Origin of the sequence: Paraburkholderia ultramafica, from assembly GCF_902859915.1 — a bacterium.
Taxonomy (GTDB): domain Bacteria; phylum Pseudomonadota; class Gammaproteobacteria; order Burkholderiales; family Burkholderiaceae; genus Paraburkholderia; species Paraburkholderia ultramafica.
Genome location: NZ_CADIKK010000013.1, coordinates 41,394 through 66,288, shown reverse-complemented (window position 1 = coordinate 66,288; position 24,895 = coordinate 41,394). Strand labels below are relative to the sequence as shown.

General features: G+C 64.3%; 25 protein-coding genes. 12 read left to right on the top strand and 13 right to left on the bottom strand.

The window, feature by feature from the left end; translation table 11 throughout:
- Positions 1-39: 39 nt before the first annotated feature.
- The 3 genes from HV744_RS15450 to HV744_RS15440 form a co-directional block, all read right to left on the bottom strand.
- Positions 40-753, bottom strand: a complete 714-nt coding sequence (locus HV744_RS15450) for an ABC transporter permease (protein ID WP_175150358.1) — start codon at positions 751-753, stop codon at positions 40-42.
- Positions 750-1,439, bottom strand: a complete 690-nt coding sequence (locus tag HV744_RS15445) for an ABC transporter permease (protein WP_175150357.1) — start codon at positions 1,437-1,439, stop codon at positions 750-752. The genes HV744_RS15450 and HV744_RS15445 overlap by 4 nt, the downstream gene beginning before the upstream one ends.
- Before the next feature lie 334 nt (positions 1,440-1,773).
- Entirely contained in the window at positions 1,774-2,550 is a 777-nt protein-coding gene (locus tag HV744_RS15440; RefSeq protein WP_175150356.1) for an ABC transporter substrate-binding protein, read from the bottom strand.
- A gap of 463 nt (positions 2,551-3,013) precedes the next feature.
- On the opposite strand from HV744_RS15440, the gene HV744_RS15435 reads away from it, so the two are divergent.
- On the top strand, positions 3,014-3,724 hold the full coding sequence (locus tag HV744_RS15435) for a pirin family protein (RefSeq protein WP_175150355.1): 711 nt from the start codon (positions 3,014-3,016) through the stop codon (positions 3,722-3,724).
- A gap of 197 nt (positions 3,725-3,921) precedes the next feature.
- Here the strand turns inward: HV744_RS15435 and HV744_RS15430 are convergent, their stop codons facing one another.
- A complete protein-coding gene (locus tag HV744_RS15430; protein ID WP_175150354.1) occupies positions 3,922-4,449 on the bottom strand; it encodes a Spy/CpxP family protein refolding chaperone in 528 nt (175 codons plus the stop codon).
- Between the two features lie 219 nt (positions 4,450-4,668).
- Here HV744_RS15430 and HV744_RS15425 point away from each other — a divergent pair, with 219 nt between their 5' ends.
- Complete coding sequence (locus HV744_RS15425; RefSeq protein ID WP_175150353.1) at positions 4,669-5,394, top strand: response regulator; 726 nt, start codon at positions 4,669-4,671, stop codon at positions 5,392-5,394.
- The gene (locus HV744_RS15420) at positions 5,378-6,694 is read left to right on the top strand and encodes an ATP-binding protein (protein WP_175150352.1); all 1,317 of its coding nucleotides are present in this window, start codon (positions 5,378-5,380) and stop codon (positions 6,692-6,694) included. The genes HV744_RS15425 and HV744_RS15420 overlap by 17 nt, the downstream gene beginning before the upstream one ends.
- Positions 6,695-6,791: 97 nt before the next feature.
- Here HV744_RS15420 and HV744_RS15415 read toward each other — a convergent pair whose 3' ends face one another.
- Together HV744_RS15415 and HV744_RS15410 are read right to left on the bottom strand one after the other, a co-directional pair.
- Complete coding sequence (locus HV744_RS15415) at positions 6,792-7,058, bottom strand: hypothetical protein (protein WP_175150351.1); 267 nt, start codon at positions 7,056-7,058, stop codon at positions 6,792-6,794.
- 166 nt (positions 7,059-7,224) lie between these two features.
- Positions 7,225-8,916, bottom strand: coding sequence for a sensor domain-containing diguanylate cyclase (locus HV744_RS15410; RefSeq protein ID WP_175150350.1), 1,692 nt, complete (start codon positions 8,914-8,916; stop codon positions 7,225-7,227).
- A gap of 514 nt (positions 8,917-9,430) precedes the next feature.
- Here HV744_RS15410 and HV744_RS15405 point away from each other — a divergent pair.
- From HV744_RS15405 to HV744_RS15395, 3 genes are read left to right on the top strand one after another with little or no spacing between them, the layout of a single operon-like run.
- A complete protein-coding gene (locus HV744_RS15405; protein WP_175150349.1) occupies positions 9,431-9,631 on the top strand; it encodes a hypothetical protein in 201 nt (66 codons plus the stop codon).
- Positions 9,631-11,382 (top strand): ABC transporter permease, encoded by a 1,752-nt coding sequence (locus tag HV744_RS15400; protein ID WP_175150348.1) that lies wholly within the window; start codon positions 9,631-9,633, stop codon positions 11,380-11,382. The genes HV744_RS15405 and HV744_RS15400 overlap by 1 nt, the downstream gene beginning before the upstream one ends.
- Positions 11,383-11,400: 18 nt before the next feature.
- Positions 11,401-12,747: an ABC transporter ATP-binding protein gene (locus HV744_RS15395; RefSeq protein WP_175150347.1), complete on the top strand. Its 1,347-nt coding sequence runs from the start codon at positions 11,401-11,403 to the stop codon at positions 12,745-12,747.
- A gap of 101 nt (positions 12,748-12,848) precedes the next feature.
- On the opposite strand, the gene HV744_RS15390 is transcribed toward HV744_RS15395, so the two are convergent.
- From HV744_RS15390 to HV744_RS15380, 3 genes are all read right to left on the bottom strand, one after another.
- Positions 12,849-13,418 carry a hypothetical protein gene (locus tag HV744_RS15390; protein WP_246279055.1) on the bottom strand — a complete coding sequence of 190 codons (570 nt, stop codon included), beginning with the start codon at positions 13,416-13,418 and terminating at the stop codon, positions 12,849-12,851.
- Positions 13,415-13,993: a hypothetical protein gene (locus tag HV744_RS15385; RefSeq protein WP_175150345.1), complete on the bottom strand. Its 579-nt coding sequence runs from the start codon at positions 13,991-13,993 to the stop codon at positions 13,415-13,417. The genes HV744_RS15390 and HV744_RS15385 overlap by 4 nt, the downstream gene beginning before the upstream one ends.
- 360 nt (positions 13,994-14,353) lie before the next feature.
- Entirely contained in the window at positions 14,354-15,412 is a 1,059-nt protein-coding gene (locus HV744_RS15380) for a sigma-54 interaction domain-containing protein (RefSeq protein ID WP_175150344.1), read from the bottom strand.
- Positions 15,413-15,756: 344 nt separating this feature from the next.
- On the opposite strand from HV744_RS15380, the gene HV744_RS15375 reads away from it, so the two are divergent.
- From HV744_RS15375 to otsA, 6 genes are all read left to right on the top strand, one after another.
- Positions 15,757-16,074, top strand: coding sequence for an ElaB/YgaM/YqjD family protein (locus HV744_RS15375; RefSeq protein ID WP_175150468.1), 318 nt, complete (start codon positions 15,757-15,759; stop codon positions 16,072-16,074).
- Between the two features lie 53 nt (positions 16,075-16,127).
- Positions 16,128-16,382, top strand: coding sequence for a hypothetical protein (locus tag HV744_RS15370; protein WP_175150343.1), 255 nt, complete (start codon positions 16,128-16,130; stop codon positions 16,380-16,382).
- Between the two features lie 304 nt (positions 16,383-16,686).
- Positions 16,687-18,087 carry a sigma-54-dependent transcriptional regulator gene (locus HV744_RS15365; RefSeq protein WP_175150342.1) on the top strand — a complete coding sequence of 467 codons (1,401 nt, stop codon included), beginning with the start codon at positions 16,687-16,689 and terminating at the stop codon, positions 18,085-18,087.
- 98 nt (positions 18,088-18,185) lie between these two features.
- Complete coding sequence (locus HV744_RS15360; protein WP_175150341.1) at positions 18,186-18,401, top strand: hypothetical protein; 216 nt, start codon at positions 18,186-18,188, stop codon at positions 18,399-18,401.
- Between the two features lie 172 nt (positions 18,402-18,573).
- Positions 18,574-18,786: a hypothetical protein gene (locus HV744_RS15355; protein WP_175150340.1), complete on the top strand. Its 213-nt coding sequence runs from the start codon at positions 18,574-18,576 to the stop codon at positions 18,784-18,786.
- A 233-nt stretch (positions 18,787-19,019) separates the two neighbouring features.
- Positions 19,020-20,450, top strand: a complete 1,431-nt coding sequence (otsA, locus tag HV744_RS15350) for an alpha,alpha-trehalose-phosphate synthase (UDP-forming) (protein WP_175150339.1) — start codon at positions 19,020-19,022, stop codon at positions 20,448-20,450.
- Between the two features lie 175 nt (positions 20,451-20,625).
- Here otsA and HV744_RS15345 read toward each other — a convergent pair whose 3' ends face one another.
- The 4 genes from HV744_RS15345 to dcm form a co-directional block, all read right to left on the bottom strand.
- Positions 20,626-22,083, bottom strand: a complete 1,458-nt coding sequence (locus tag HV744_RS15345) for an MFS transporter (RefSeq protein ID WP_175150338.1) — start codon at positions 22,081-22,083, stop codon at positions 20,626-20,628.
- A gap of 148 nt (positions 22,084-22,231) precedes the next feature.
- The gene (locus tag HV744_RS15340; RefSeq protein WP_175150337.1) at positions 22,232-22,735 is read right to left on the bottom strand and encodes a YbhB/YbcL family Raf kinase inhibitor-like protein; all 504 of its coding nucleotides are present in this window, start codon (positions 22,733-22,735) and stop codon (positions 22,232-22,234) included.
- A 161-nt stretch (positions 22,736-22,896) separates the two neighbouring features.
- Positions 22,897-23,343, bottom strand: a complete 447-nt coding sequence (locus HV744_RS15335) for a very short patch repair endonuclease (protein WP_175150336.1) — start codon at positions 23,341-23,343, stop codon at positions 22,897-22,899.
- Positions 23,344-23,399: 56 nt separating this feature from the next.
- The gene (gene dcm, locus HV744_RS15330; protein WP_175150335.1) at positions 23,400-24,683 is read right to left on the bottom strand and encodes a DNA (cytosine-5-)-methyltransferase; all 1,284 of its coding nucleotides are present in this window, start codon (positions 24,681-24,683) and stop codon (positions 23,400-23,402) included.
- Positions 24,684-24,895 lie beyond the last annotated feature (212 nt).

The following is a 24,895-nucleotide window of genomic DNA, read 5'->3' as shown; positions in this document are numbered from 1 at the left end:
TGACGAGCTTGCTTGCGAGAGGCAAGGTGGTGCCCGGAGTTACTTGCCTTGCGGCCGCAGGTAAGCGAGCCAGCGGCGCTCGGCGCGGCGGAACAGCCACACGAGCGCGAAAGAAATGCACAGATAGAGCAGCGCGGCGATACCGAACGCGTTGAACGATTGATACGTGGCGGAGTTCACGTCACGGGCGATCTTGAGGATGTCCGGCACGGTCGCGGTGAAGGCGACTGTCGTGGCGTGCAGCATCAGGATCACTTCGTTGCTGTAGTAGGGCAGTGCGCGGCGCAGCGCCGACGGCAGAATCACGCGCCGGTACAGCGTGAACGACGACATCCCATAGGCGCGCGCCGCTTCGATCTCGCCATACGGCGTCGCCTTGATCGCGCCGGCGAAGATTTCGGTGGTGTATGCGCAGGTGTTCAGCGTGAAGGCGAGCAGCGTGCAATGCATGCCGTCGCGGAAGAACGCATTGGTCAGCTCGTTATTGCGGATGATCTCCAGGCTGTACAAGCCGGTGTAGCAGAGCAGCAGTTGCACGTAGAGCGGCGTGCCGCGGAAGATGTACGTATACAGCCACACCAGACGGGAGAGCCACTTCCTCTTCGACACCCGCGCGACCGCGAGCGGAATCGACAGGCAGAAGCCGAGACCGATCGACACCACCAGCAGCCACATCGTGATCGCGAGACCGGTGAAGCGGTAGCCATCGGTAAACAGATAGTTGCGCCAGTATTCCTGAATGATTGCGATCATAGATCCGCCTTTCGCACGCCGGTCGAGTAACGCTTTTCGAGGTACATCAGCACGAAGTTGGACACTGTGGTGATGACGAGATAGATCGCCCCTGCAAGCAGGGTGAAGAAGAAGAACCGCAGCGTGCCCTTGCCGGCATCCTGCGAAGCCTTGACGACATCCGCGAGACCGATGATCGACACCAGCGCCGTGGCCTTGACCATCACCTGCCAGTTATTGCCGATGCCGGGCAGCGCGAAGCGCATCATCTGCGGGAACATCACGCGTGAGAACACCTGCCAGCCCGTCATGCCGTAGGCCGCGCCCGCTTCGAGCTGGCCGCGCGGCACCGCGAGAAACGCGCCGCGGAAGGTCTCGGTGAAGTACGCGCCGTAGATGAAGCCGAGCACCGCGACGCCGGCCACGAACGGATCGATGTCGATCTGTTCCCAGCCGAGCACGTCGGTCAGGTTGTTCAGCCAGATCTGGATGCTGTAGAACAGCAGCAGCATCAGCACCAGATCGGGCACGCCGCGCACGAGCGTCGTGTATACCGTGCCGACGCCGTACGAGAGGCGGTTCTTCGACAGTTTCGCCGCCGCGCCGAGCAGACCCAGCACGAAAGCGAACACCAGCGACAACACCGCCAGTTTGACGGTTTGCCAGGTGCCGTTGAGTAGCAGCGGGCCGTAGCCTTGAAGGAACATAGGGGGTCCTTGACGATGCGTTTGCGACGCACCGCGAAAGACGCGGCCAGCTCTGCGCCGCGTTTGCCGCGAGCTTGGGCTCGCTGTGACCTGCGGCGCACAGCGCACCGCTGTGCAAATCATGACTGCATGGACGTTGCCGGCCTTGCAGCGCGCTTTTTGGGACTTCGTCTCGAAACTGTTTTGAATCTACTGCCGACTGTATTACGAAGCCCCGGGAAAGCCCATGCGGGCGAGCCCGAGTTTCGTGGTGCTGCGTGTTACGTGCTGCGGGGCGCCTGCGCGGCAACCGGCTCAGGGCGCTGCCGGGACAGTGTCCGGCTCGGCGCCCGGCTCAGCGTCCTGGATAGATGTCGAAGTCGAAGTACTGCTTCTCGAGCTTCTTGAACGTACCGTCCTGATGGACTTGCGCCAACGCCTGATTGAACCTCGCCTTCAGATCGGCGTCGCTCTTGCGCAGGCCGATCGCCGCGCCTTCGCCGATCGTCTGCGGGTCTTTCACTTCCGGGCCGGCCCAGCCGAAGCCTTTGCCGCGCGGCGTCTTCAGGAAGCCGGCGTCGGCTTGCACTTCGTCTTGCAGCGCGGCGTCGAGGCGGCCCGACGCGAGGTCGGCGTACACCTGGTCCTGATTCTGGTAGGACACCACGGTCACGCCTTTGGGCTCCCACCAGACCTTCGCATAGGCTTCCTGAGTCGAGCCCTGCTCGACGCCGACACGTTTGCCCTTCAGCAATGGGGCCGTAGGCAACAGCGGCGAGCCTGCCTTGGCGATCATGCGGGAGGGGGCGTCGAACAGCTTGTCGGAGAAGTCGATCTGCTCACGGCGCTTGTCGGTGATGGTCAGCGACGACACGATCGCGTCGAACTTCTTGCCCTTCAACGCCGGAATGATGCCGTCGAGATCCTGTTCGACCCAGATGCACTTCACGTTCATCTTCGCGCACAGCGCGCGGGTCAGATCGGCGTCGAAGCCGACGATCTCGCCGCTGGGCGCCTTCGATTCGAACGGCGGGTAGCTGGCGTCCACCCCGATGCGGACGGTTTGCCACTCTTTCGCCAGCGCGCCGGTGGCCATGAGCGCAAGCGCCACGCACAGTGCGAACTTCTTCATGTTTCTCCTGGATCAAACTGATCGTCGTGGTGGTTCGACCCGACGAACGCCGGCTCGTGGCCGAAGGTCGCTATTCTAGGCGGTCAAAATTGTTGCGCCGCGCGGGATTGTTTTCAGTCCGGCGGGCGGCTTTTTCGACGTGTCGAGGAAGCCTGGCGCGGACCTGATGCCGGCCGCGATCGCCTTGCGGCCGACTGTGCCGGGCCCGCCGGCGCGCGCTGGGCGCCCACGCGTCTTGAAAAGGGCGGTATTTTACCCGAACAGCGGCGAGGCGCCAGCCCGGCCCGCCGGCGACGGCAAACTGGCGGCCGCGGGCGTTGCGCGTGCGCGACGCTGCGGCATTTTTTTGGGGCCGCCCGATTGCGCGTATTTATGGAACGATCCGGTGCGCCCGTGCCGATTGTTCAGCGCGCGCGCTGCCCATACATTCTCGGCATTGCTATTTATTCACGGGAGTACCTCCATGATCGAGATTCGCCGCTCCGAAGAACGCGGCCACGCCAACCACGGCTGGCTCGACTCGTATCACAGCTTCTCGTTTGCCGACTACCGCGACCCGCAACACGTGCATTTCGGCCCGCTGCGCGTCATCAACGAAGACCGCATCGCCGGCGGCGAGGGCTTCGGCACGCATGGCCATCGCGATATGGAGATCGTCACGTACGTGCTCGAGGGCGCGCTCGCCCATCGCGACAGCATGGGCAACGGCTCGACCATCCGTCCCGGCGACGTGCAGCGCATGAGCGCGGGCACCGGCGTGCAGCACAGCGAGTTCAACGCATCGCAGGACGAACCCGCGCATCTGTTGCAGATCTGGGTGATTCCGCAACGCGCGGGCGACCCGCCCGGCTACGAGGAAAAGCGTTTCGAGGCGGCCGACAAGCGTGGCCGTCTGCGGGTGGTTGCTTCGCCCGACGGCCGCGACGGCTCGGTGACGATTCACGCGGACGCATCGATCTACGCGGGGCTGATCGACGGCGCGGAAGCGGTCAGGTTCGCGTTGCCGAAAGGGCGGCTCGCGTACGTGCATGTGGCGCGCGGCGCGCTGACGGTGAACGGCACCGCGCTCGAGGCGGGCGATGCCGCCAAGCTCAGCGGCATCGATACGGTGACGCTGGACAAGGGTGACAACGCCGAAGTGCTGCTGTTTGAGCTTGGTCAGCTCAACGGCTGATTGAAGGATCGTTCGGCGGGTCTTCGTTGCCGTGATGGATGAAGATGCAACGAGTCCGCCGCGTTGATGCAGCGTGTCCCGCATGCCGCGCAGCCAGGCGCGCGGTCAAAACAGAAACGCCACGGAAAACCTCCGTGGCGTTTTTTTGCATCTACAAGGCGGCCGCGCAGGGCCGCCTTGCTGCTGCATCGCGCCGCTTACTGATTGGCGGCCGGCGCCGACGCTGCGCCCTTGCCATGTTCCCAGTGCTCGCGCATCTTCTCGTGACGCGATTCCATCTTCGCGAAGCGCTGCTTCAGCGCCGTGCTGACGGTGGTCTTCTGCTGGTCGTTCAGGCCGTTATAGAACCTGAGCCATGCGTCGGTGGTTTGCTGACGCAGTTGCGCGTCTTTCTGCTCGACTTGCTGGTGCGCTGCGGCCATTGCGTTCAGATCCAGGATCGGCTGTTGCTGCGCAGCCTTGAACTGGTTCTTGATCTGCTCATGATTGGCGCGCATTGCTTCGTGGCCTTGCTTCATCGTGTCGAGCGCGGCCTGCCACTGCTTTTCCTGATCCGCGTTCAGCTTCAACTGGTCGTGCAGTTGCGTCAGTTGCTTCATGAAGTGGCCATGCCAGCCGCCGGGGCCGCCTTGCATGGCGGGTTGTGCGGCATAGGCAGCGCCCGTGCCGATGGCGAGAGCAGTGGCGGCAACGGCGAGAACGCGCGAGATTTTTTTGGTGGACATATAAGGCTCCTTGTAATGGAATAGCCGACGATGCAGCCGGTCATCTGGACTGCCTGCATTCGGTAAGACACAGCGTAGAGAAGCTCGCCGATTGCTGTGTTACGCGGCTTGGTGCGGCTATTACCGAGCATTACGTGCGCCTTTCACCGTAACACCCGGTAACCCTTGAGGGGCATCGGTTAACGAAAACCCTTCCTGCTGCGCGTTAAAATTCATTCCATGGCTACTCAAATACTTGTTGTCGACGACGACGTCGAATTGCGCGATCTGCTGCGCGACTATCTGGCCCGTCAGGGCATCGAGGTTTCGGTGCTGCACGACGCGGGCTCGCTCGAGCGCAGGCTCGAACGCGAGCGTCCGGATCTCATCGTGCTGGATCTGATGATGCCGGGTGTCGACGGGCTCACGGCGCTGCGCAGGCTGCGCGCGTCGGGTGACGACATCCCGGTGATCATGCTCACCGCGCGTGCGGACGACGTCGACCGGATCGTCGGGCTGGAGCTCGGCGCGGACGACTACCTCGGCAAGCCGTTCAATCCGCGCGAGTTGCTGGCGCGCGTGCAGGCGGTGCTGCGGCGGCGCCGCACGCTGCCGTCGGCGGCGGCGCCGGAGCAGCGCGAGCCGTTCAACTTCGGCCGCTTCACGCTCGACTTCCAGTCGCGCACGCTGCATCTGGAAGACAAGCCCCTCACGCTGTCGGGCAGCGAATTCGCGTTGCTGAAGATCTTCGTCAATCACCCAATGCGCACGCTCACGCGTGAGCGTCTGCTCGAACTGCTGCACGGTCCCGAATACGACGGCACCGACCGCGGCATCGACGTGCAGGTGTGGCGCCTGCGCCGCATTCTCGAAACCGATCCGTCCACGCCGCGCTTCATTCAGACCGTGCGCGGCCGCGGCTACGTGTTCGTGCCAGACGGCGAGCAACATGCGTCGGCCCATTGATTCGCTGTTCGGGCGGCTGGCGCTGCTAGTCGTCGCGGTGCTGATGCTGTCGCATTTCGCGTGGTACGCGCTGATGCGGCTCGAACGCTCCCAGTTGCAAACACGCTACGCGGTCGAGGAAGCCACCTTCCTCGTCGACGCGGTGCGCCAGCACGTCGCCCGTACACCGGATCAACCGTTGCCGTCGCGCGTCAAGCTGGTCGACCCGGCAAGCCAGAACGTGCCGTCCGAGAACACGGAGATGCCACCGCCGCTCGAACGCTTCGTCGAGGACGTGCGCGATCGCATGCCGTCCGGCACGCAGGTGCGGATCGGCATGCCGGGCCGTCCGCCCACGCTATGGGTGCGCGCCCCCACCGATCGCAGCTGGATCGTCGTGCCGGTGCAGCCGTTGCGGACGCCGCGCTCGCTCGACCGCACGGTGCTGTGGCTTGCGATCATCTTCTCGTTCGCGGTGATGGCGGCGTTGTTCGCCGCATGGGCGTTGCAGCAGCCGTTGCGCTCGCTGGCCCAGGCGGTGGCGCGCTTCGGCCGCGGCCTGCCGGTGCCGCCGGTGCCGGAGCGCGGCCCGCGCGAATTGCGGCAGCTGACGCACGGTTTCAACCAGATGGTTCAGGAAGTGGCGCGCACCGAAAACGACCGCGCGGTGATGCTGGCCGGCGTCGCGCATGATCTGAAAACGCCGCTCGCGCGATTGCGGCTGCGCGCCGAAATGATGGACGAAGCGAAGATGCGCGACGGCGTGGTGCGCGACGTCGATTCGATGACGCATATCGTCGAGCAGTTTCTGGTGTTCGCGCACGACGGCGCCGACCGCAGCGAAGCCGTCGAAGTGGACGCGCAGTGCGAGCGGGTCGTGCGCAGTTACCGCGCGGTGGCCGCCGGTGCGCCCACCGTGCTGACCGAACTGAACGCGGGGCCGGCGTTCCTGCTGCCGGCCGCCACACTCGACCGGATTCTGTCGAACCTCCTCGACAACGCGCACGCCTACGGCGCGCCGCCGATCAACGTCGCCACCGCGCGCACGCCGCAAGGCTTTACGCTGTCGGTGAGCGACAACGGCAGCGGGATTGCCGCGCAGGATCTGATCAATGCGAGCCGGCCGTTCGTGCGGCTCGATCCGGCGCGCGGCGGCAACGGCCACAGCGGGCTCGGGCTCGCGATCGTGGAACGGCTGGTGCGGCGGGCCGGCGGGGAGTGGGAGATCGGCAACCACGACGGCCGTGGCTTGCGAGTCTTGATGAGCTTTCCGTTCGACGTGGTGCCGCGGGTGGCGGCGGCTTCGGAGAGCGCCTGGTAGGTGCTGGGCGGTGCGGGCGCGACGCGTCTGCACCGTGCTTGATAACCGACTTGAAATCCGGACGCAACGTTCGGATGCGTGGCGGCGCTGCGGCGCGCTAGTCCGAGAACAACGTATTCAGCGCATTCGCCGCTTCGCTGTCCACCGTATTCCACGTCGCCGTTTCGGCCTCGAAGATGTAGTGCGTCGTGTATTTGCCGAGACGCGCCAGGATCTCCTCCTGAATCAGTTCGGGCGCGACCGCCAGTTTCAGATACCACGCAGTAGACGACAGGCGCGTCTGGAACGCGCCATATTCAGCCAGCAGATGGTCGAATGCGTCAGCATCCTGATCGCGACAGACGATGACCAGATTTCCCTTCATGCGAATCTCCCGTTAGAGCGGTAGCGGCAACCTCGATATCACGGTTGATCATACCTGCTTAGTAAGGGAAGCCCGAAGCCGGCGCCCGCTTTGTGTCCGCTTGCGCACGCATCGGCGCGCGGGCGGTGCAGGCGGGTGGGGCGTGGATGGGACGGCGAGCGCCGCTTTACCAGACGTTCGCCACCGTGCGCGCGGGCGGCGCGGTGTCATCGGGCGGTAGCGCTTCGGTGCGGTCGCGGCCGCCGGTTTTCGCCGCGTAGAGCGCCATGTCGGCGCGGCTCATGATGCGCTCGGGCAGATCGTCGGCCGAGAGTTCGGTGATCCCGATGCTCACGCTCAAGCCCACCGACGGCGGCAACTTCGGCGAAGGCACCGCCTTCAGGCGCAGGCGCAGGCGTTCGACGACTTCGCGGCCGCCGGCCAGATCAGTGGCCGGCAGCAGCAAGCCGAACTCTTCGCCGCCGAGCCGGCCGATCGCGTCGGCGCCACGCAGCTCGGCGCGGCAGGTGTCGACGAAATGTTCGAGCGCGCGGTCGCCGGCGGCATGGCCGAAGCGGTCGTTGATCTGCTTGAAGTGGTCGAGGTCGGCGATCGCCATGCACAGCGGTTCGTTGCTCGCGCGCGCGCGTTCGATCTCGTGACGCAGCAGGTCGAGAAAGTAGCGTCGCGACAGCGCGCCGGTGAGCGCGTCGTGGCGCGCCTCCGCCGAGAGCAGCGTATTGGCCGATTGCAATTGCTCGGCAAGGTCGCGCGTGGCGCGATGGTGGCGCCGCTCGCGTACGTACGACACCGTAATCACCCACGCCAGCGCGACCGTGCCGGCCAGCGTCAGAAACACCAGCAGATGGTCGCGCTTGTGATTGCGCAACAGTTCAGGCCAGGCTGCGAGCGGATCGACCAGATGCGCCGACAGTCCCGAGTTCAGGCCGATGCGGGCCTGATACAGCGCCGGCCCCCGCTGTTCGCTCATGCCGAACAACTGTCCGGCGACGGCCGCGGGCACCCACGGCGCCTGCTGGCGCACTTGCGCGTCGACGCGAATCCGCATGTCGGGGAACATTTCGCGGTGATAGATGAGCCTGCGCTCGGCGGGGCTCATCTGCGTGACGCGCGAGCTCGGCAGCGCGTGGCCTTCGAGCTCGCTGTTGTGCGCCATGATGATGACGCCGTTGTCGTCGGCGACGAAGGTGCCGACGTGCGCAACCCAGTGGCGCAGCCGCGCGATCCCCACCTTGGCGACCACCGCCCCGACCAGCAGGCCCTCCGCATAGACCGGCGCGGCGATGAAGATGCCCGGCTCGCCGCTCGCGCGGCCGACGCCGTAGGCCTCCGAGAACGCGCCGAGCAGTGCGTTCGTCAGATAGCCGCGCGTGCGCATGTCGGCGCCGACGAACGAACTCTCCGCCGCAAGTGGATTGTTGATCGAGTTGCTCGACGCCACGCAGATGCCGTTGGCGTTGACGAGCCAGATCTGGTCGAGCCCGGAGAAGCCTTGCGCGTCGTGCAGGAAGTTGCTGACCTTGGTCATCTGCGCGTCTTTTAACAACGCGGCGCGCAGGGCGGGTTCCGCCGCTTCGCCGTTCGCGGCATAATTCTGGGATTGCACCAGGGCGTGCTGGACCACGTCCATTTCGGCCATGGTTGCGGGGATGGCGCGGGACATGGCGAGGTCGCTGGCGATCACCTCGGCCATGTTATCGACGATTGACGTGGACATTTGCCGCTGCGTGTGCAGCGCTGCGTCCAGTTCTTGCTGTACCATCCGGTCCGCGACCATGCCGGCCACGAACCAGCAAACCAGTACGATCAGCACGAAGCTGATCGGTCCGGTTACCTGGCGCAAGGTTGTCCTGTTCATCGACCCTCTGATCCGTCTGGCTGTGACATGCAACTAGCTCATTCGTGGCAGCGCGCTGGCGCTGTGTCGACCCTTTGGAAGCGACTGGCGATTCGCCGCCGCCGCGGCCCGGGATAAACCGCTAACAAACATGCGCGTCGTTTCCCGATTTTAACCGCCACGGGGCCAGACGCCACCGTTATTGCGGGAATGCGAAGTGCATGCGCTGCGCCCATCAGGTTCATAACGGCAACTGAGCCGGTTTCTTGATAGCTGCCCACGTCTGCCGGGCGGCTCGTCACGCTCCCGGCCGCTGCCGCGACGACCGGCGATGTGGCTCACGCGCCGCGCTCAACGGCGTGCGGCACGGAGCAATGGCACGGGTCCTGGCCGGTTTGTCGGACACCGCGTGCTATTTAACGCGATTTGCCGCGAAAGGTTGTGCCTGAAATATAGGATGGTGTAGTGTCTTGCCGTCCGAAACGAGGAAAGCTCGCCAGCCTTCGGGCGGCGCCTGCGGCGACAGGAGTCCGGCGTGATGGTGGTGGTCCTGGACGGCTCGTCCATGGACACGTCCGTTACCGGTCCAAGTGTCTCCAACGCTAACGATTTACCGCGCACACGCGTTTTTGCCATGCCTGATTTCCGCTTTCCGGACCGATCTTCAGACCGCCGCGCCGAAGCCGTGGCCCCCTTCGAACGAACCAACACCTGCATCGAAGGGGAGGGCATCTGATGGATTTCAGTTTTGACCTGAAGCGCACCGCCAATGCGTCGGCATGGCGGGTGCTGCCCAATCGCTGGGACTTCGTCGCCTTTCCGCTGATCATCTGCATCATCGCGATGGCGGCGATCGGTTTTCACGAGACGCTCGCGCCGATGTCGACGCTCAAGACCCAGACGATCTCGCTCGACCCGGCGAACCTGCCCGAGTACGCGATGCGCACCACGCTGCGGATGCTCGCGGCGATGGCGGCCGCGCTGACCTTCACGCTGGTGTACGGCACGCTGGCGGCCAAGAGCCGCCGCGCCGGAATGGTGCTGGTGCCGATTCTGGACATCCTGCAGTCGGTGCCGGTGCTGGGCTACATTTCGTTTACGGTCACGTTCTTCCTCGCGCTGTTTCCGGGCCGCGTGCTCGGCGCCGAGCTCGCGGCGATCTTCGCGATCTTCACGAGCCAGGCGTGGAACATGACGTTCAGCTTCTATCAGTCGCTGCGCACGGTGCCGCGCGATCTGGATGAAGTGTCACGCGGTTTTCATCTGACTTCGTGGCAACGGTTCTGGAAGCTCGAAGTGCCGTTCTCGATGCCGGGCCTCATCTGGAACATGATGATGTCGATGTCGGGCGGCTGGTTCTTCGTGGTCGCTTCCGAATCGATCACGGTCGGCAACAACACGATCACGCTGCCGGGAATCGGCGCCTTTCTGGCGCAGGCGATCTCGGAGAAGAACCTGCATGCGATCGGCTGGGTGATCCTCGCGATGACGGTCGTGATTCTCGCGTACGACCAGTTCCTGTTCCGTCCGCTGGTCGCATGGGCCGACAAGTTCCGCATGGAAACCACCAGTTCGGGCGACGCGCCGGAATCCTGGCTGCTCGATCTGATTCGCCGTACGCGCCTGATTCACCGCTTGCTGGTGCCGCTTGGCTGGATGTTCGCGAAGGCCGCGCGGGTGCGCTTCCAGTTGCCGGCGTTTAGCGCGCCGCGCTTCCAGATTCCGCACCGCGAGAAGAACTCGAAGCTCGGCGACATCCTGTGGGCGGCGCTGGTGCTGGCCGCCACGGTGTACGTGGTGTACCGCGTGTTCCTTTACGTGCGCACCGGCGTGACGCTCGACGAAGTCGGTCACGTGTTCGTGCTCGCGCTCATTACGCTGCTGCGCGTAGTGGTGCTGATCGCGATCGCCTCGGTGATCTGGGTGCCGATCGGCGTGCTGATCGGCTTGCGGCCGGCGCTGGCGGAAAAGATCCAGCCGCTCGCGCAGTTCCTCGCCGCGTTCCCGGCGAACCTGTTGTTCCCGGTGTTCGTGATCGTGATCGTGCGCTTCCATCTGAACCCGGACATCTGGTTGTCGCCGCTGATCGTGCTCGGTACGCAGTGGTATATCCTTTTCAATGTGATTGCCGGCGCGAGTTCCTACCCGAACGACTACCGCGAGGCGGCCAAGAATTTCCACATCCGCGGCTGGCAATGGTGGCGTCAGGCGATGCTGCCCGGCATCTTTCCGTACTACGTGACGGGCGCGATCACCGCGTCGGGCGGCGCGTGGAACGCGAGTATCGTGGCCGAGTTCGTCCAGTGGGGCGATACCAAGGTGGCCGCTCACGGGCTGGGCGCGTATATCGCGCAGACCACCGCGGCGGGCGACTATCCGAAGATCATCGTGGGGATCGCCGTGATGTCCCTGTTCGTCACCCTGTTCAACCGCCTGCTGTGGCGTCCGATGTACGCCTACGCCGAAGCCAAGCTCCGGCTTGATTGAGATATGAAGGCATAAGCGATGCAAAATCCTAAAGCTGCTATGACCGCCGCGCCGATCCAGACGCCGCCGAAGCCGCCGCGCCTCGGCGAAGAGATCCTGCGCGTCAAGGACGTGTGCCGCGGTTTCAACAAGACGCAGGGCGAGCTGCTCGTCCTCGATGACGCGAATCTGTCGTTGCGCGAGGGCGAGATCGTCGGTTTGCTGGGCCGCTCGGGCTCGGGCAAGTCGACCCTGCTGCGCATCATCGCCGGTCTGATCGAACCGACCGACGGCGAAGTCACGTATATGGGCAAGCCGCTCGACGGCCCCGCCAAGGGTGTCGCGATGGTGTTCCAGACCTTCGCGCTGTTCCCGTGGCTGACCGTGCTGCAGAACGTGGAAGCGGGTCTCGAAGCGCAAGGCGTCGGCGCGAGCGAGCGGCGCACACGGGCGCTCGCGGCCATCGACCTGATCGGTCTGGACGGTTTCGAAAACGCCTATCCGCGCGAGTTGTCGGGCGGCATGCGTCAGCGCGTCGGCTTTGCGCGCGCGCTGGTGGTCGACCCCACGCTGCTGCTGATGGACGAGCCGTTCTCCGCGCTCGACGTGCTGACCGCCGAAACGCTGCGTACCGATTTGCTCGATCTGTGGACGCAAGGCCGCATGCCGATCAAGGCGGTGCTGATCGTCACGCACAACATCGAGGAAGCGGTGTTCATGTGCGACCGGATTCTGGTGCTGTCGTCGAATCCGGGGCGCGTGATCGCCGAGATCAAGGTGCCGTTCAAGCATCCGCGCAACCGGCTTGACCCGGCGTTCCGCCGGCTGGTCGACGAGATCTACGCGAAGATGACCGCGCGTCAGACCGACGAAAAGACCAAGAAGGGGCTGGAGCTGCATAGCTGGCTGCCGCATGTGTCGACCAACCTGATGGCCGGTCTGATCGAGACGCTGGCCGCCGCGCCATACCATGGCCGCGCGGACATGCCGGAAATCGCCCGCTCGCTGCATCTGGAGGTGGACGATCTGTTCCCGGTCGCTGAAGTGCTGCAGCATCTCGGTTTCGCCGACGTGCGCGAAGGCGATATTTTCCTGACGCCGCCGGCGCGCGTGTTCTCCGAGTTCGGCACGCAGGAACGCAAGATGATGTTCGCCGAGCATCTACTGCGGCATGTGCCGCTTGCCGCGCGGATCAAGAAGGTGTTGAACGAGCGGCCGGGGCATCGTGCGCCGCGCGTGCGTTTCGAGCAGGAGCTGGAGGATTTTCTGTCGGACAGCGCCGCGGAAGAGACGCTCGACGCGGTCATCAACTGGGGCCGTTATGGCGAGATCTTCTCGTACAACGACCAGACCGAAATCTTCAGTCTGGAAGACGTGGAGTCTTAAACGTAGCTGGACTGACTCAGACACTTCGAGAGGTGCTGAGACGCCCGCAACGTTCAAAGACGATTCAAGCAAAAAGCGGCAGGGGAAATCCTGCCGCTTTTTTATTGCAGATTGCCCCAGCGTTCAACCGCCGGTTCGGCGGAAGCCCACTTCCAGCCCTTGTCCTGCTGGCAAGCGCTCGCCGTGAACCAGGCTTCAGGCGCGTTCGGCTCGTCGCCGTCCTTCACCGAGAAGACGAATTCCTTGCACAGCACGAGCGCCGAACTGAACGCGCGTGTCACGCGCACCTGGCCATGGCCGTTCTCGACGGGCAGCGTGTGCTTGACCGCCCAAGGGCGCGTCTCGCCGACCGGCATCGCGCCCGCCAACGCAGCGATCAGATCCTGCTGGTCCTTGTGCATGCTGCGCATGTAGCGGCCGACGGCTTCGTCGGTCGCGGCCTGCACGGCAATGCCGACACCGATCGCGACGGCCGGGTTGGAGGTCACGAGGCCCGATGCGACGCCTGCCGCCGCGCCACTCGCGGCGCCGATCGACGTGCAGCCGCTCGACAGCAGGCTCGCGCCGACGCAGAGCACGCCGGCCGCGATAAGCCGCAGCCGGTTGCCGGAAAATGGCGTGGCACGTGTAGCAATCACCGCAAGCGAGACCCGAAGCGAGCGCGTCCTCATTGCAGCGCGCCCCAGCGTTCGGTAGCGGGTTCGGCCGAGGCCCACTTCCAGTTGTTGCCGTCACGGCAGATCGACGCGACGAAAAACGCGCTGCTTGCCGGGACGTTTTTGGTGGCGGTCTGGTCGACCGAGAAGACGATTTCCTTGCAGTCGAGCGCGCCCGTGCTGATTGCGCGGCTGACGGTGACGCGGCCGTGCTCGTCGTCTTCGATCGGGAACGAGTGGGTCACGCCCCACGGCGCCACCGCGCCGACGTCGAGCGGCCCGGCCACCTGGGCGATGCTGTTCTGCGTGTTTCTATGGACCACGCGCTCCGAGTACTGCACCCCGGCGCGGGCCGCGGCCACCGCGCCAAGCCCGATGCCGGTGGCGACGGCCGCGTTGCTGGTGACCTTCGTCGCAACCGCCGCGCCCGCGATACCGGCGCCCGCGACGGCGCCTTCGGAGTACAGCGAACTACAACCGCTCAACGCCGACGAGACCGCCAGCGCCAAGCCAACGAGCGCCACTGCATGGGGACGCCCGCGTTTGGCCGTTGGTTTTTCGCTGTCGGCCGACACCTTGTTTTTTTGCATTTCCCTGTCTCTGCTGGTACAAGTGCCATTCATTCACGCGTCAAGCGAGCATATGAACGAGCGACACGACTTTCCAATACGCTGCCGCATTTTGCAGGATGCTTTTTGTAATTGGCAGTGGGAAAGTGCAATAAATTGCAAAACATGATGCGGAGCAAACGGGTTTCTGTTCGGCAGCAACCGGATTTGCCTGGTAATACGAAGCAATCTGGAGCGGGCCGATATTGCGGCTGAATACTCGCAATATCGGGATAGTGGAGAGGCGCTCATGCGAAGAGTTCGCGTGAGCATGGAGCAGAGTGGATCGTTGGGCGGCTGTTAAAGGGCGGCTGTTACCGCGCGGCCCTTGCTGCTCGGCGGCTACTGTTCAGCTTCTTCGTCCGCGCCTGCGTCGCCGTACACGCTCAAGCGGTTGTACAGCGTTTTCAGACTCACACCCAGCGCTTTGGCCGCGCGCCGTTTGTCGCCGCCGCAATATTTGAGGGTGCCGAGAATGATCTGTTTTTGCGCATCGGCAAGCGGTGTGCCGATCCATACGCTCATCGTATCGCCCTGCGTGACGGCTTTCTTGACCCGCGACACGAGATGCGGGTGCGGCAACTCGACCGTCTTCTCCGCGAGAATGAACGCGCGATACACCGCGTTCTTCAACTCGCGCACATTGCCTGGCCACGACCAGGTGCGCAGCGTTTCGATCGCCCGTTTGCTGAAGCTCTTGCTCGTGCCTTCCTGTTGATTCAATTGCGCGAGGAAGTGTTGTGCAAGCAGCTCGCGGTCGCCGTCGCGCTCGCGCAGCGGCGGCGCGCGCAACGGAAAAACCGCGAGCCGGTACATCAGGTCTTCACGCAGACCGTTTTCTTTCACGGCCACCGCGGGGTCGCGATTGGTGGCGGCGATCACGCGCACGTTGCCGCTGATCAGCTCGTTGCCGCCAACCCGGTAGAAGGTGCCGGTCTCGAGCGCGCGCAGCAGTTTGACCTGCCGCACCGGCGCCATTTCGGTGATTTCATCGAGGAACAGCGTGCCGCCGTTCGCATGTTCGAAGTAGCCGACCCGGCCCTGGACCGCGCCTGTGAAGCTGCCTTTTTCGTGGCCGAACAACTCCGCTTCGATCAGTTCGTCGGGAATCGCGCCGCAGTTCACGGCGACGAACGCGGCGTCCCTGCGGCTGCTTTGATCGTGAATCGTGCGGGCGATCAGCTCCTTGCCGGTGCCCGATTCACCGATGATCAGCGCGGTCGCGTCCGTGCTGGCGACGCGTTCGATCTGCTCGTACAGATCCAGCATCACCGGTGACGAGCCGTACAGCAGCCCGTACGATTTCAATCCCGCGACGCCGTCCGCGACGCGCTGCTTCGCCTGACCCGAAGCATTGCCACCGGCGGAGACGGTGGCCGAGTCCAGATCGATTGACGCCATATGCGGAGGTCCTGTGCAAATGAGTTTGTTGTTGCGGCGCGCAGGCCTTGGGAGCGAAATAGACCCGTATAGTCACTATCTCACAAAAGCTGATTTAACCACTTCGGCGCTGTTTCCGGCAATCGAAGTGACGGCGGCGACAGACATTGGCGCGCGATCGGTCGAACGTGCTTCGCGCAATGACTGTGCTGTGATCGGGTACCGAATTTACCGGGCACGTCGTTTGCATTATGGACCCGACACGCGTGTGTTTCCTCGCGGCTCAAGTCGACGAATTGAATCAAAGAGGAATCAAGGCGCGGCCGAAGCGCACGCGAACGCCGAACCTAGACGAGGAGTGAATGATGACTGACACCACACAACAGCTTGCACTCGGCGGCCAGAAGATTGTCGACGATCTGCGGGTGCTGCTGAAGGACTCGGAAGAAATGCTGCGGCTTGCCTCCAACGTACCCGGCGAGGGCGTCGACGCGTTGCGCACCAAGCTGGGCGCGCATGTCGAAACCCTGCAATCGGCGCTCGGCGATGCGCAGCAGAACGCGCGGCGGCGCTACCGGGCGGCGACCGTCGGCACGGAGCGCTATGTGCGGCATAACCCGTGGCGCGCGATCGGCATCGCAGCGGGTGTAGGCTTTCTGCTAGGCGTCCTGACCGCGCGCTAGCACGCACGCGCAGTCCGGCTACCTATCCGCTTCACGACCACAAGGAGTTCACGATGGCACGACCAATTGGCATCTTCGGTGCGTTGATGGCGCTCGGCGGTTTTCTGGCGGTCCGCTACGTGCAGCACAGGCGCGCGGTCCAAGTTCCGTCCGCGCGGGAATTGAGCCGCTGGGAAGACGAGGGTGGCGCCGTGGCAACGCCGGCAGGCAATGTGCCGGTGGAGAGTGTCGGCCCGGGCGCCCATGGCGGGAACGGCTCGGCGCAAGCGAATGGCGACAGCCGGGCATGGCCGTTTCCGCATAGTTGAGAGCGATTGCTGGCAGCGCGTCGTCGCTATGTAACTTTGGCGGGCGGCGCCTGGCCAGCATGATTAATTTGTGTCTGTAAAGCCGTATAATAGGCAAATACACAACAATGAGCGAGGAATAATCGAAAATTACTCGGTTATTGTTGCAAAATTGTATTAAGTCGTCGGCTGGGCGCGTGTACGCAGAGTTAGCGCGCGCTTCATCTTCGGAGCGCGCCGCGGCACGGCGCGCCGCCGCCGGCCCGCCTTTCAGCATGCGCCTTGGCATGTTTCCCCACCCACGCTTGCAGGCTTTCGAGACGCGATGCCACATGTACTGATTGTCGATGACGATGCCGGTACCCGCGAGGCGCTTTCCGCCATCATCGGGGAAGACGGCCTGACCACCGCCACCGCGGGCGATTTGCGCGAGGCGCGCATTCAACTGGTCCGGCAGATGCCGGATGTCGTCTTTACCGACCTCAAGCTGCCCGATGGCAGCGGGGTCGATCTGTTCGAAGATCTCGATCCGCGCTCCGGCGTGGAAGTGATCGTGATTACCGGCCACGCCACGGTGGAATCGGCGGTCAATGCGCTGAAAATGGGCGCCACCGACTATCTGGTGAAGCCGATCAACATGCCGCGCGTCAAGGCGATCCTGTCGCGCCTGCCACGCGCCGGCGATCTGAAGGCGGAAATCGGCACGTTGCGCGGCGAGTTGCGCCGCATGGGCCGCTTCGGTCTGATGCTCGGCAATTCGCCGGCGATGCAGGTGGTCTACGACCAGATCGGCCGCGTCGCGCCGACGGCGGCCTCGGTGATGCTGGTGGGCGAGTCGGGCACCGGCAAGGAAGTCGCCGCGCAGACGCTGCACGAACTGAGCTTGCGTCGCAAGCATGCGTTCCTCGCGGTGAACTGCGGCGCGATCTCGCCGAACCTGATCGAATCCGAAATGTTCGGCCACGAGCGCGGCTCGTTCACCGGCGCGGACCGTCAGCACAAGGGCTATTTCGAGCGCGCGAACGGCGGCACGCTGTTTCTCGACGAAATCACCGAGATGCCGATCGAGTTGCAGGTGAAGCTGCTGCGCGTGCTGGAAACCGGCATGTTCATGCGGGTCGGAACGACCAGGGAAATCGAAACGGATGTGCGCCTGATCGCGGCCACCAATCGCGATCCGGAGCAGGCGGTGCTGGAAGGCAAGTTGCGGCTCGATTTGTACCATCGGCTGAATGTGTTTCCGATCAGCCTGCCGCCATTGCGCGAGCGCGGCAAGGACGTGGAGCTGCTCGCGCAGGCATTTCTCGACGAACTCAACGAGCGCCACAGCACGAAGAAGCATTTCCCGGCCGCCGTGAAGGACATGCTGATGTCGTATCCGTGGCCGGGCAACGTGCGCGAGTTGAAGAACTACGTGCAGCGCGCGCACATCATGTCGGGTACGGATTCCGACAGCACCGCGACGGTGCCGCTGCAAATCACGTTGTCGAAGCCGGCCGCCGGCACGGCGATCACCATTCCATTCGGCACGTCGCTCGCCGAAGCGGACCGTCAGCTGATTCTGGCCACGCTCGAACAATGCGGCGGCGTGAAGACGCGTGCCGCCGAGATTCTCGGCATCAGTCTGAAGACGCTATACAACCGGCTGGTCGAGTATGGCAACGACGCGCGTGAAGACGGCGACGCCGCCGACGAATCGCGCGCGTTGGGCGGCGCGGACGCCTGAAAGGCTCCATCAGCCCCCGCCGCGTCAGCCAGCCCGGGAGCGCAGTAACGGCACAGGCCTTGCTGCGCTTCAATGGAACGCCAACGAGGATGACCGACATGCCGGAATACGCTGCCGCTCCCGCGCTTCCCCTTCCGAAGCACGCTCACCGTCCCGAGCCGATCGAACCACCGTCGCCGCCGCCGAATCCCGCCGAGCCTGACACCTTCCCGGATCCGGCTCCGCAGCCGATCGAACCGGTCGAGCCGGTTGCCCCGCCGATCGGCGATCCGCCGCCTCAGCCCACGCAGACGCCGCAAGCCGGTGAGCGCTAGCCGCAGCGAATGCGGCACTGACACGCCAGGCGGGCCGCGCCGCGCTGCGGTGCAGCGATTTTATGTACTTGTTACAAACCCGGCGCATCTTTTACCGGCAATTTACCTTCGTGAACCCTAGACTGTAATGATGCCGCAGTGTGGCGGCGGGCTTCCCCTGGAGGCATCGATCATGAGACATCCAGCATTGCGACGTTCCGCGCGCCATTCGAAGCGCGATGCCCGGCCGGGCGGCAACAAGGCCGAGCCGGCGGCGTCGCCGGATCCGGCCGCGCAAAATCGCATCGCTCCCGATGCGCCACCCGATGGTGAACACAACCAGGGCGGCGTGCGCAAAGAGGGGCTGGAATACCAGCGCGATCTCGGCTTGGAACAGGATGCCTGAGTCTGCTCGTGCCCCATTCGAGCGGTTTTGACGGCCGGTAACAGCGGTTCCGGTTTCGTCGTATAAAGCAGAAAAAAATTCTTCGCGGTGTGACGTCGTCGCGCGTTTTCGCTCGGTTGTCACATTTGCATACATTTTTATTTCCAACATTTCAAAAAACGGCACGCGACTTGCGTGCACCGTTTTGGCACATATCCGAATGCAACGAAACAACTGAACCAGGTGGAGCGCCAATGAGCAGACTGATCGTGGTATCGAATCGTGTCGCGCCGACCCAGGAAGGCCGCCCCGCTGCGGGTGGTCTTGCGATCGGCGTGCTGGACGCGCTGAAGGAAACCGGCGGCGTCTGGTTCGGCTGGAGCGGCGAGACGGTGAATGAGCCGTCCGCTCCGGTCATCGAGAAGCAGGGCAATGTGACGTACGCGACGGTGGGTCTCACCAAGCGGGACTATGACCAGTACTATCGTGGCTTTTCCAACGCGACGCTGTGGCCGACTTTCCACTATCGCAACGACCTGTCGCGCTACGACCGGCAGGAATACGCGGGCTACCAGCGCGTCAACGCGACGCTTGCGAAGCAGCTCAAGGAACTGCTCAAACCCGACGACATCATCTGGGTCCACGACTACCATCTGCTGCCGTTCGCACGCTATCTGCGCGAACTCGGCGTGAAGAATCCGATCGGCTTTTTCCTGCATATTCCGTTTCCGGTGACGGAAGTGCTGCGCACGATTCCGCCGCACGAAGAACTGGTCAAGGCGATGTGCAGCTACGACGTGATCGGCTTTCAGACCGAGGCGGATCGCCAGTCGTTCGTCGACTATATCGAGCGCGGCCAGCATGGCACGTCGAGCGAAGACGGCATGCTGCACGCGTATAACCGCTTCCTCAAAGTCGGCGCGTTTCCGATCGGCATCTATCCGGACGCGATCGCGAAGGCCGCCGAGCAGTTCACGGACCGCAAGCCCGTGCGCAGCCTGCGCGACGGCATGCGCGGGCGCAAGCTGATCATGAGCGTCGACCGCCTCGACTATTCGAAAGGGCTGGTGGAGCGCTTCCAGGCGTTCGAACGGCTGCTGCTGAATGCGCCGGGTTGGCATGGGCGTGTGTCGCTCGTGCAGATTGCACCGCCGACGCGCGCGGACGTGCAAACCTATCAGCGCATCCGTCAGACGCTGGAAGGCGAGGCGGGCCGCATCAACGGTCGTTTCGCTCAGCTCGACTGGACACCGATCCAGTATCTGAACCGCAAGTACGAACGCAATCTGCTGATGGCGCTGTTCCGTCAGTCGCAGGTCGGTTATGTGACGCCGCTGCGCGACGGCATGAATCTCGTCGCGAAGGAATACGTTGCGTCGCAGGATCCGGCCGATCCGGGCGTGCTGGTGCTGTCGCAATTTGCCGGCGCCGCCGAGCAATTGCCGGGCGCGCTGGTGGTCAATCCGTTCGATCTGTCGCAGATGGCCGAAGCGCTCGAACGCGCGCTGTCGATGCCGCTCGCCGAACGTCAGGCGCGTCATGCGGACATGATGGCGCCGATGCGCGAGAACAACCTGTCGGTCTGGCGCGATACGTTCCTGGCTGATCTGCGCAACGTCGCGACCGCATCTTCGGTGACGGCCAAAGCGGTAAAGCTCGCTGACGTGACGGCCTCATCATCGTAGCTGGATCAGCGTCTCTCCCGGTCTTGCGAGAGGCGCGCAGGCTGTCACGTCCAGGCAGCGTTACGTAAAGACTGGAGAACGAAAGAAGGCAGAAGGGCGCGGATCGCGTGATGCGATCCGCGCCCTTTCTGCATGTGCGTGGAATGTGCGTTACTGACTCATATCGGTCAATGAGTCAGGCGGCCTGCGCGTTGACTCGCTGCATGACGCGCATCGTGCTGACCACCGCGGCAACCGCCGAGAAGCCCGCGGCCACATACAGCGCCACGGTCGGCCCGTTCTGCGGCGCAACGCCGAAGATCAGTGCGACCAGCGCCGCACCGAGCGTCTGCCCGGTCAGGCGCGCGGTGCCCAGCATGCCGCTGGCGCCGCCGCTACGATTGCGCGGCGCGGCGGACAGCATGGTGCGGTTGTTCGGCGACTGGAAAATGCCGAAGCCCGCGCCGCACAACGCCATGCGCCACGCGATCTGCAGCGCGTCCGGATGCGCGCCGAGCGTGGCGAGCAGCAGCAGTCCGACCGTCATCGCGGCGAGCCCGACGCCGCCCAGCCAGCCGGCCGACACCTTGTCCGATAGCACGCCGGAAATCGGCGCCGCGATGATGATGATCGCGGGCCACGGAGTCATCAGCAGACCGGTTTCGACTTGCGACATGCCCAAGGTTTCCTGCAGCAAAAACGGCAGCGACACGAAGGCCAGCATCTGCGCGCAGAACGAGCAGACCGACGTGCCGACCGACAGCGCGAATATCGGGATCCTCAGCAAATCGATCGGCAGTAGCGGCGCGGGCTGTGTCAACTGGCGGCGCACGAAGAAGTAGCCGATCACCAGCGCGCCAACCGCCTCGAGCGTGATGTAGCCGAGCCGCTCGCCGTGGCCGAGGCCGTCGACGGCGAAAATCAGCAGGCCGAACACGAACGCGTTCATCACCGCGCTCAGGTAGTCGTACGGCGATTCGTGGCCGGGGTTCAGCGGCAGCGCCTTGAAGCCGCCGATGATCGCCGCGATGCCGATCGGCACATTGATGGCGAACAGCCACGGCCACGTCGCGATTGCGAGCACGCCGGAGGCGACCGTCGGCCCGACCGCCGACGACACCGCGACCACCATCGCGTTGATCGCGACGCCGCGCCCGAGCTGGGTGGGCGGATAGATCATGCGCACCAGCGCGGTATTGACGCTCATGATGCCCGCCGCGCCGAAGCCCTGGATCACGCGCGCGAACGCGAGGGTCGGCAGCGAGGTGGACAAGGCGCAACCGAATGATGCCACCGTGAACAGGATCAGCCCGCTCAGATAGATGCGCCGGTAGCCGATGCGGTCGCCGAGCGACGCCAGCGGCAGCAGCGAAATGGTGATCGCAAGCTGATAGGCGTTGACGACCCAGATCGAGCCGGCCGCGCTCGCGTGCAGGTTGCGCGCGATCGTCGGCAGCGCCACGTTGGCGATCGCGCTGTCGAGCACCGCGAGCGTGAGCGCGAGTGCGATGACCAGCATCGCCCAGTAGCGTTGCGGAATCGGCAGGCCCTGTTCGGGGCCGTGCTCGAACGAGGTGCCGGGTGCGGCTTTGTCAGCTGTGTCGGCCGAGCTGTCCGGCACGGGGCCGTCCTTGCGCGAGGGTTGTGCGTGCATCGATTGTTTGATTTGGTGTGGGATGGCTCGACGGTCTGGCGACGGGCCACGTGCGCTGCCTGCCGTGCTCGGGAGACCGCCGTCGCCTGCGCAGTGAGCCGCGCCGCCGCTGGCCCCGGAAACCCGCGCCGGCAGTGCGTCTCATGCGTTATTTGAGTTCGTACAGGCCCGTGTGGGTGGTCGAGTCGAGCTCGTTCAGATGCGTCATGAAGCGCGCCACCGCGTTGGTGGTCTCTGCGTTGATCGGCAGATGCGGCACCTTCAGCGCATGCAGACGGAAGATGTAGCGATGCGTGCGGTCGCCACGCGGCGGCGCGGCGCCGCCGAAGCCGACCGTGCCGTAGTCGTTGCGCACCTGCAGCGCGCCTTGCGGCAGCAGCGAGCCGTCCGCTTTGCCGGCGTTGCGCGGCAGCGAGCGGGCGTCGGCCGGAATGTTCACTACGACCCAGTGCCAGAAGCCGCTGCCGGTCGGGGCGTCGGGATCGTGAACGGTGAGCGCGAAGCTTTGGGTGTCGGGCGGCGGCGCGTCCCACTGCAACGCGGGCGAGATGTTTTCGCCGTCCACGCCGAACGCCTTGTCGTGATATTCGTGGGCTTTCGGCATGAAGCCGTTGGTGGGAAAGTCGTCGGACCAGAGACGGAAATCAGCCATGATGTGCCTCCCTTGTTGATTGGTTCTGGGATGGTCGGCGCGTGCGGCGTCGCTGCGGGTAGGCGAGCATGGCGGCACGCAAAAGGGCTCCGAGTTAGCCTTTTGAGTGTATCACCAGAGGCTGTCGGATTTGCTCGAACCGGGCAGGCTACAGGTGGCTTTCAGCCGCGTTCCTCGAAGCTCGGCGCGTCGCTTTGCAGCCACGCGACGAGCCGCTGCAACACGCCGTCGATATCGCGATTGGCGCCCCGCAACGCGCATTCCCACACCACGGCCACACGCCACCCGTTGGCGAGCAACGCGCTGCGAGCCTTGTCGTCATTGCTGCGGTTGCGGCCGATCTTGTCGCGCCAGAACTCCGGCCGCGTTTGCGGCCATTTGAAGAGATGGCAGTCGTGGCCGTGCCAGAAGCAGCCGTGCACCAGCACCACCGCGCGATAACGCGGCAACACGATGTCGGGGCGTCCCGGCAGATCGCGCGCATCCAGACGAAAGCGAAAGCCCTGTCGATGCAGCAGGCTGCGGATCAGTATTTCCGGTTTGGTATTGCGGCCGCGGATGCCGGACATCATCCGGCTGCGCGTCGCGCTATCGACGATATCGACCATCGTGTCAAGGCCTGAGTAAGCCGCCGGGACAGCGGACGGTCATCACATCACGTCGCTCAGGCGTACAGCGAGAGGGCTTGCTTCGAACCATGGCGCGTTTCCTCGCCGAGCAGGGTTTGCACATGCGGCAGCATGATGCGCGCCACTTCGCGCATCACCGGCATGACGACGCTGTTGCCGAATTGCCGGTAGGCCTGCGTATCGCTGACCGGAATCCTGAAGGTGTCGGGAAAGCCCATCAGCCGCGCGCATTCGCGTGGCGTCAGGCGGCGTGGGCGCAGCGCTTCGCCCTGATAGACCAGGATCTCGGAGCCGTCCTTGTGATAACGCGCCGACAGCGTGCGCGTGACGCTGTCCGGATAGGCCATGCCGAAGCCGAAGCCATTGCCCGCCGCACGGTGTTTCGCCGCGTAGTTTTGCAGGTAGGTCCAGAGGTTGGGTGTGAGCGTGTACTTCGGTTGCACGCGTTGAGCCGCGTGGTCGAAGAAACGGTCGTGGTCCCACGGCAGCAGCGGTTCGCTGCCGTCCGTGCAATGCAGGATCGAGCCGAGGCGCGGGCCCTGTTCGGGCAGATGCAGATCGTCCCAGCAGAACGTGGTCTTGCCGCGAAAGCCGACGATGATGATGCGCTCCCGATGCTGCGGCGTGAAATGCTGGCCGTCGACCACGCGGTAATGGACCTCGTAGCCGAGTTCGTCGCGCAAGGTTTGCAAGATCACGTCGAAGGTGCGGCCCTTGTCGTGCGACAGCAGATTCTTCACGTTCTCCAGCAGGAACGCGGCGGGGCGCTTCGCGGCGATGATCCGCGCGACGTCGAAAAAGAGCGTGCCTTGCGTCGTGCACTCGAAACCGTGCGGCCGGCCCAGCGCGTTTTTCTTGCTCACGCCGGCAATCGAAAACGGCTGGCAGGGGAAGCCGCCAAGCAGCACGTCGTGGCTCGGCACGTCTTCGGCGGGAAAGGAGACGATGTCGCCGATCAGCGCGTGCTCGCCGCCGCCGCCGGGGTAGTTCTCGCGGTACGTCCTGGTCGAAAAGTCGTTCCACTCGCTCGTGAAGACGCAAGCGCCGCCATGCGCTTCAAAGCCCATCCGAATCCCGCCGATGCCGGCGAACAGATCGATGAAGCGAAACTGCGCGTCACCGCCAGCGCCGTTATTCGGCCGTGCGCGTTGCGGCAGCAGATCGCGCAACGCCGGCTCCAGCATTGCCGGGCATGGCGTTTCGCCTTTTTCCCAGCGACGCACCGTCTTGATGTCCTTGCCGACATGCGCGGCGATTTCGCGTTGAGTGAAGCGGGCGCGCGCCTGCCGAAGCAGGTCGAGCGGTGCGGCGAGGGTCACAGGCGTCCTTGCTGGGAATTTTTGCGGACATTATGACCTAAGGTCGTCCCATTTTCCCTATTTTCACGGCTGACGGGCGGAAAATCTCCAATCGTGCAGGGCACGTCGGTGGCTAAATCTGCTTGTCACAGTCGGACGTGTAGGCTTGTGGCGTGACGCGAATTCCCGGCGTTGCGACGTGTGTTGAGGCCGCGACCTGGTGCGCGGCCTTT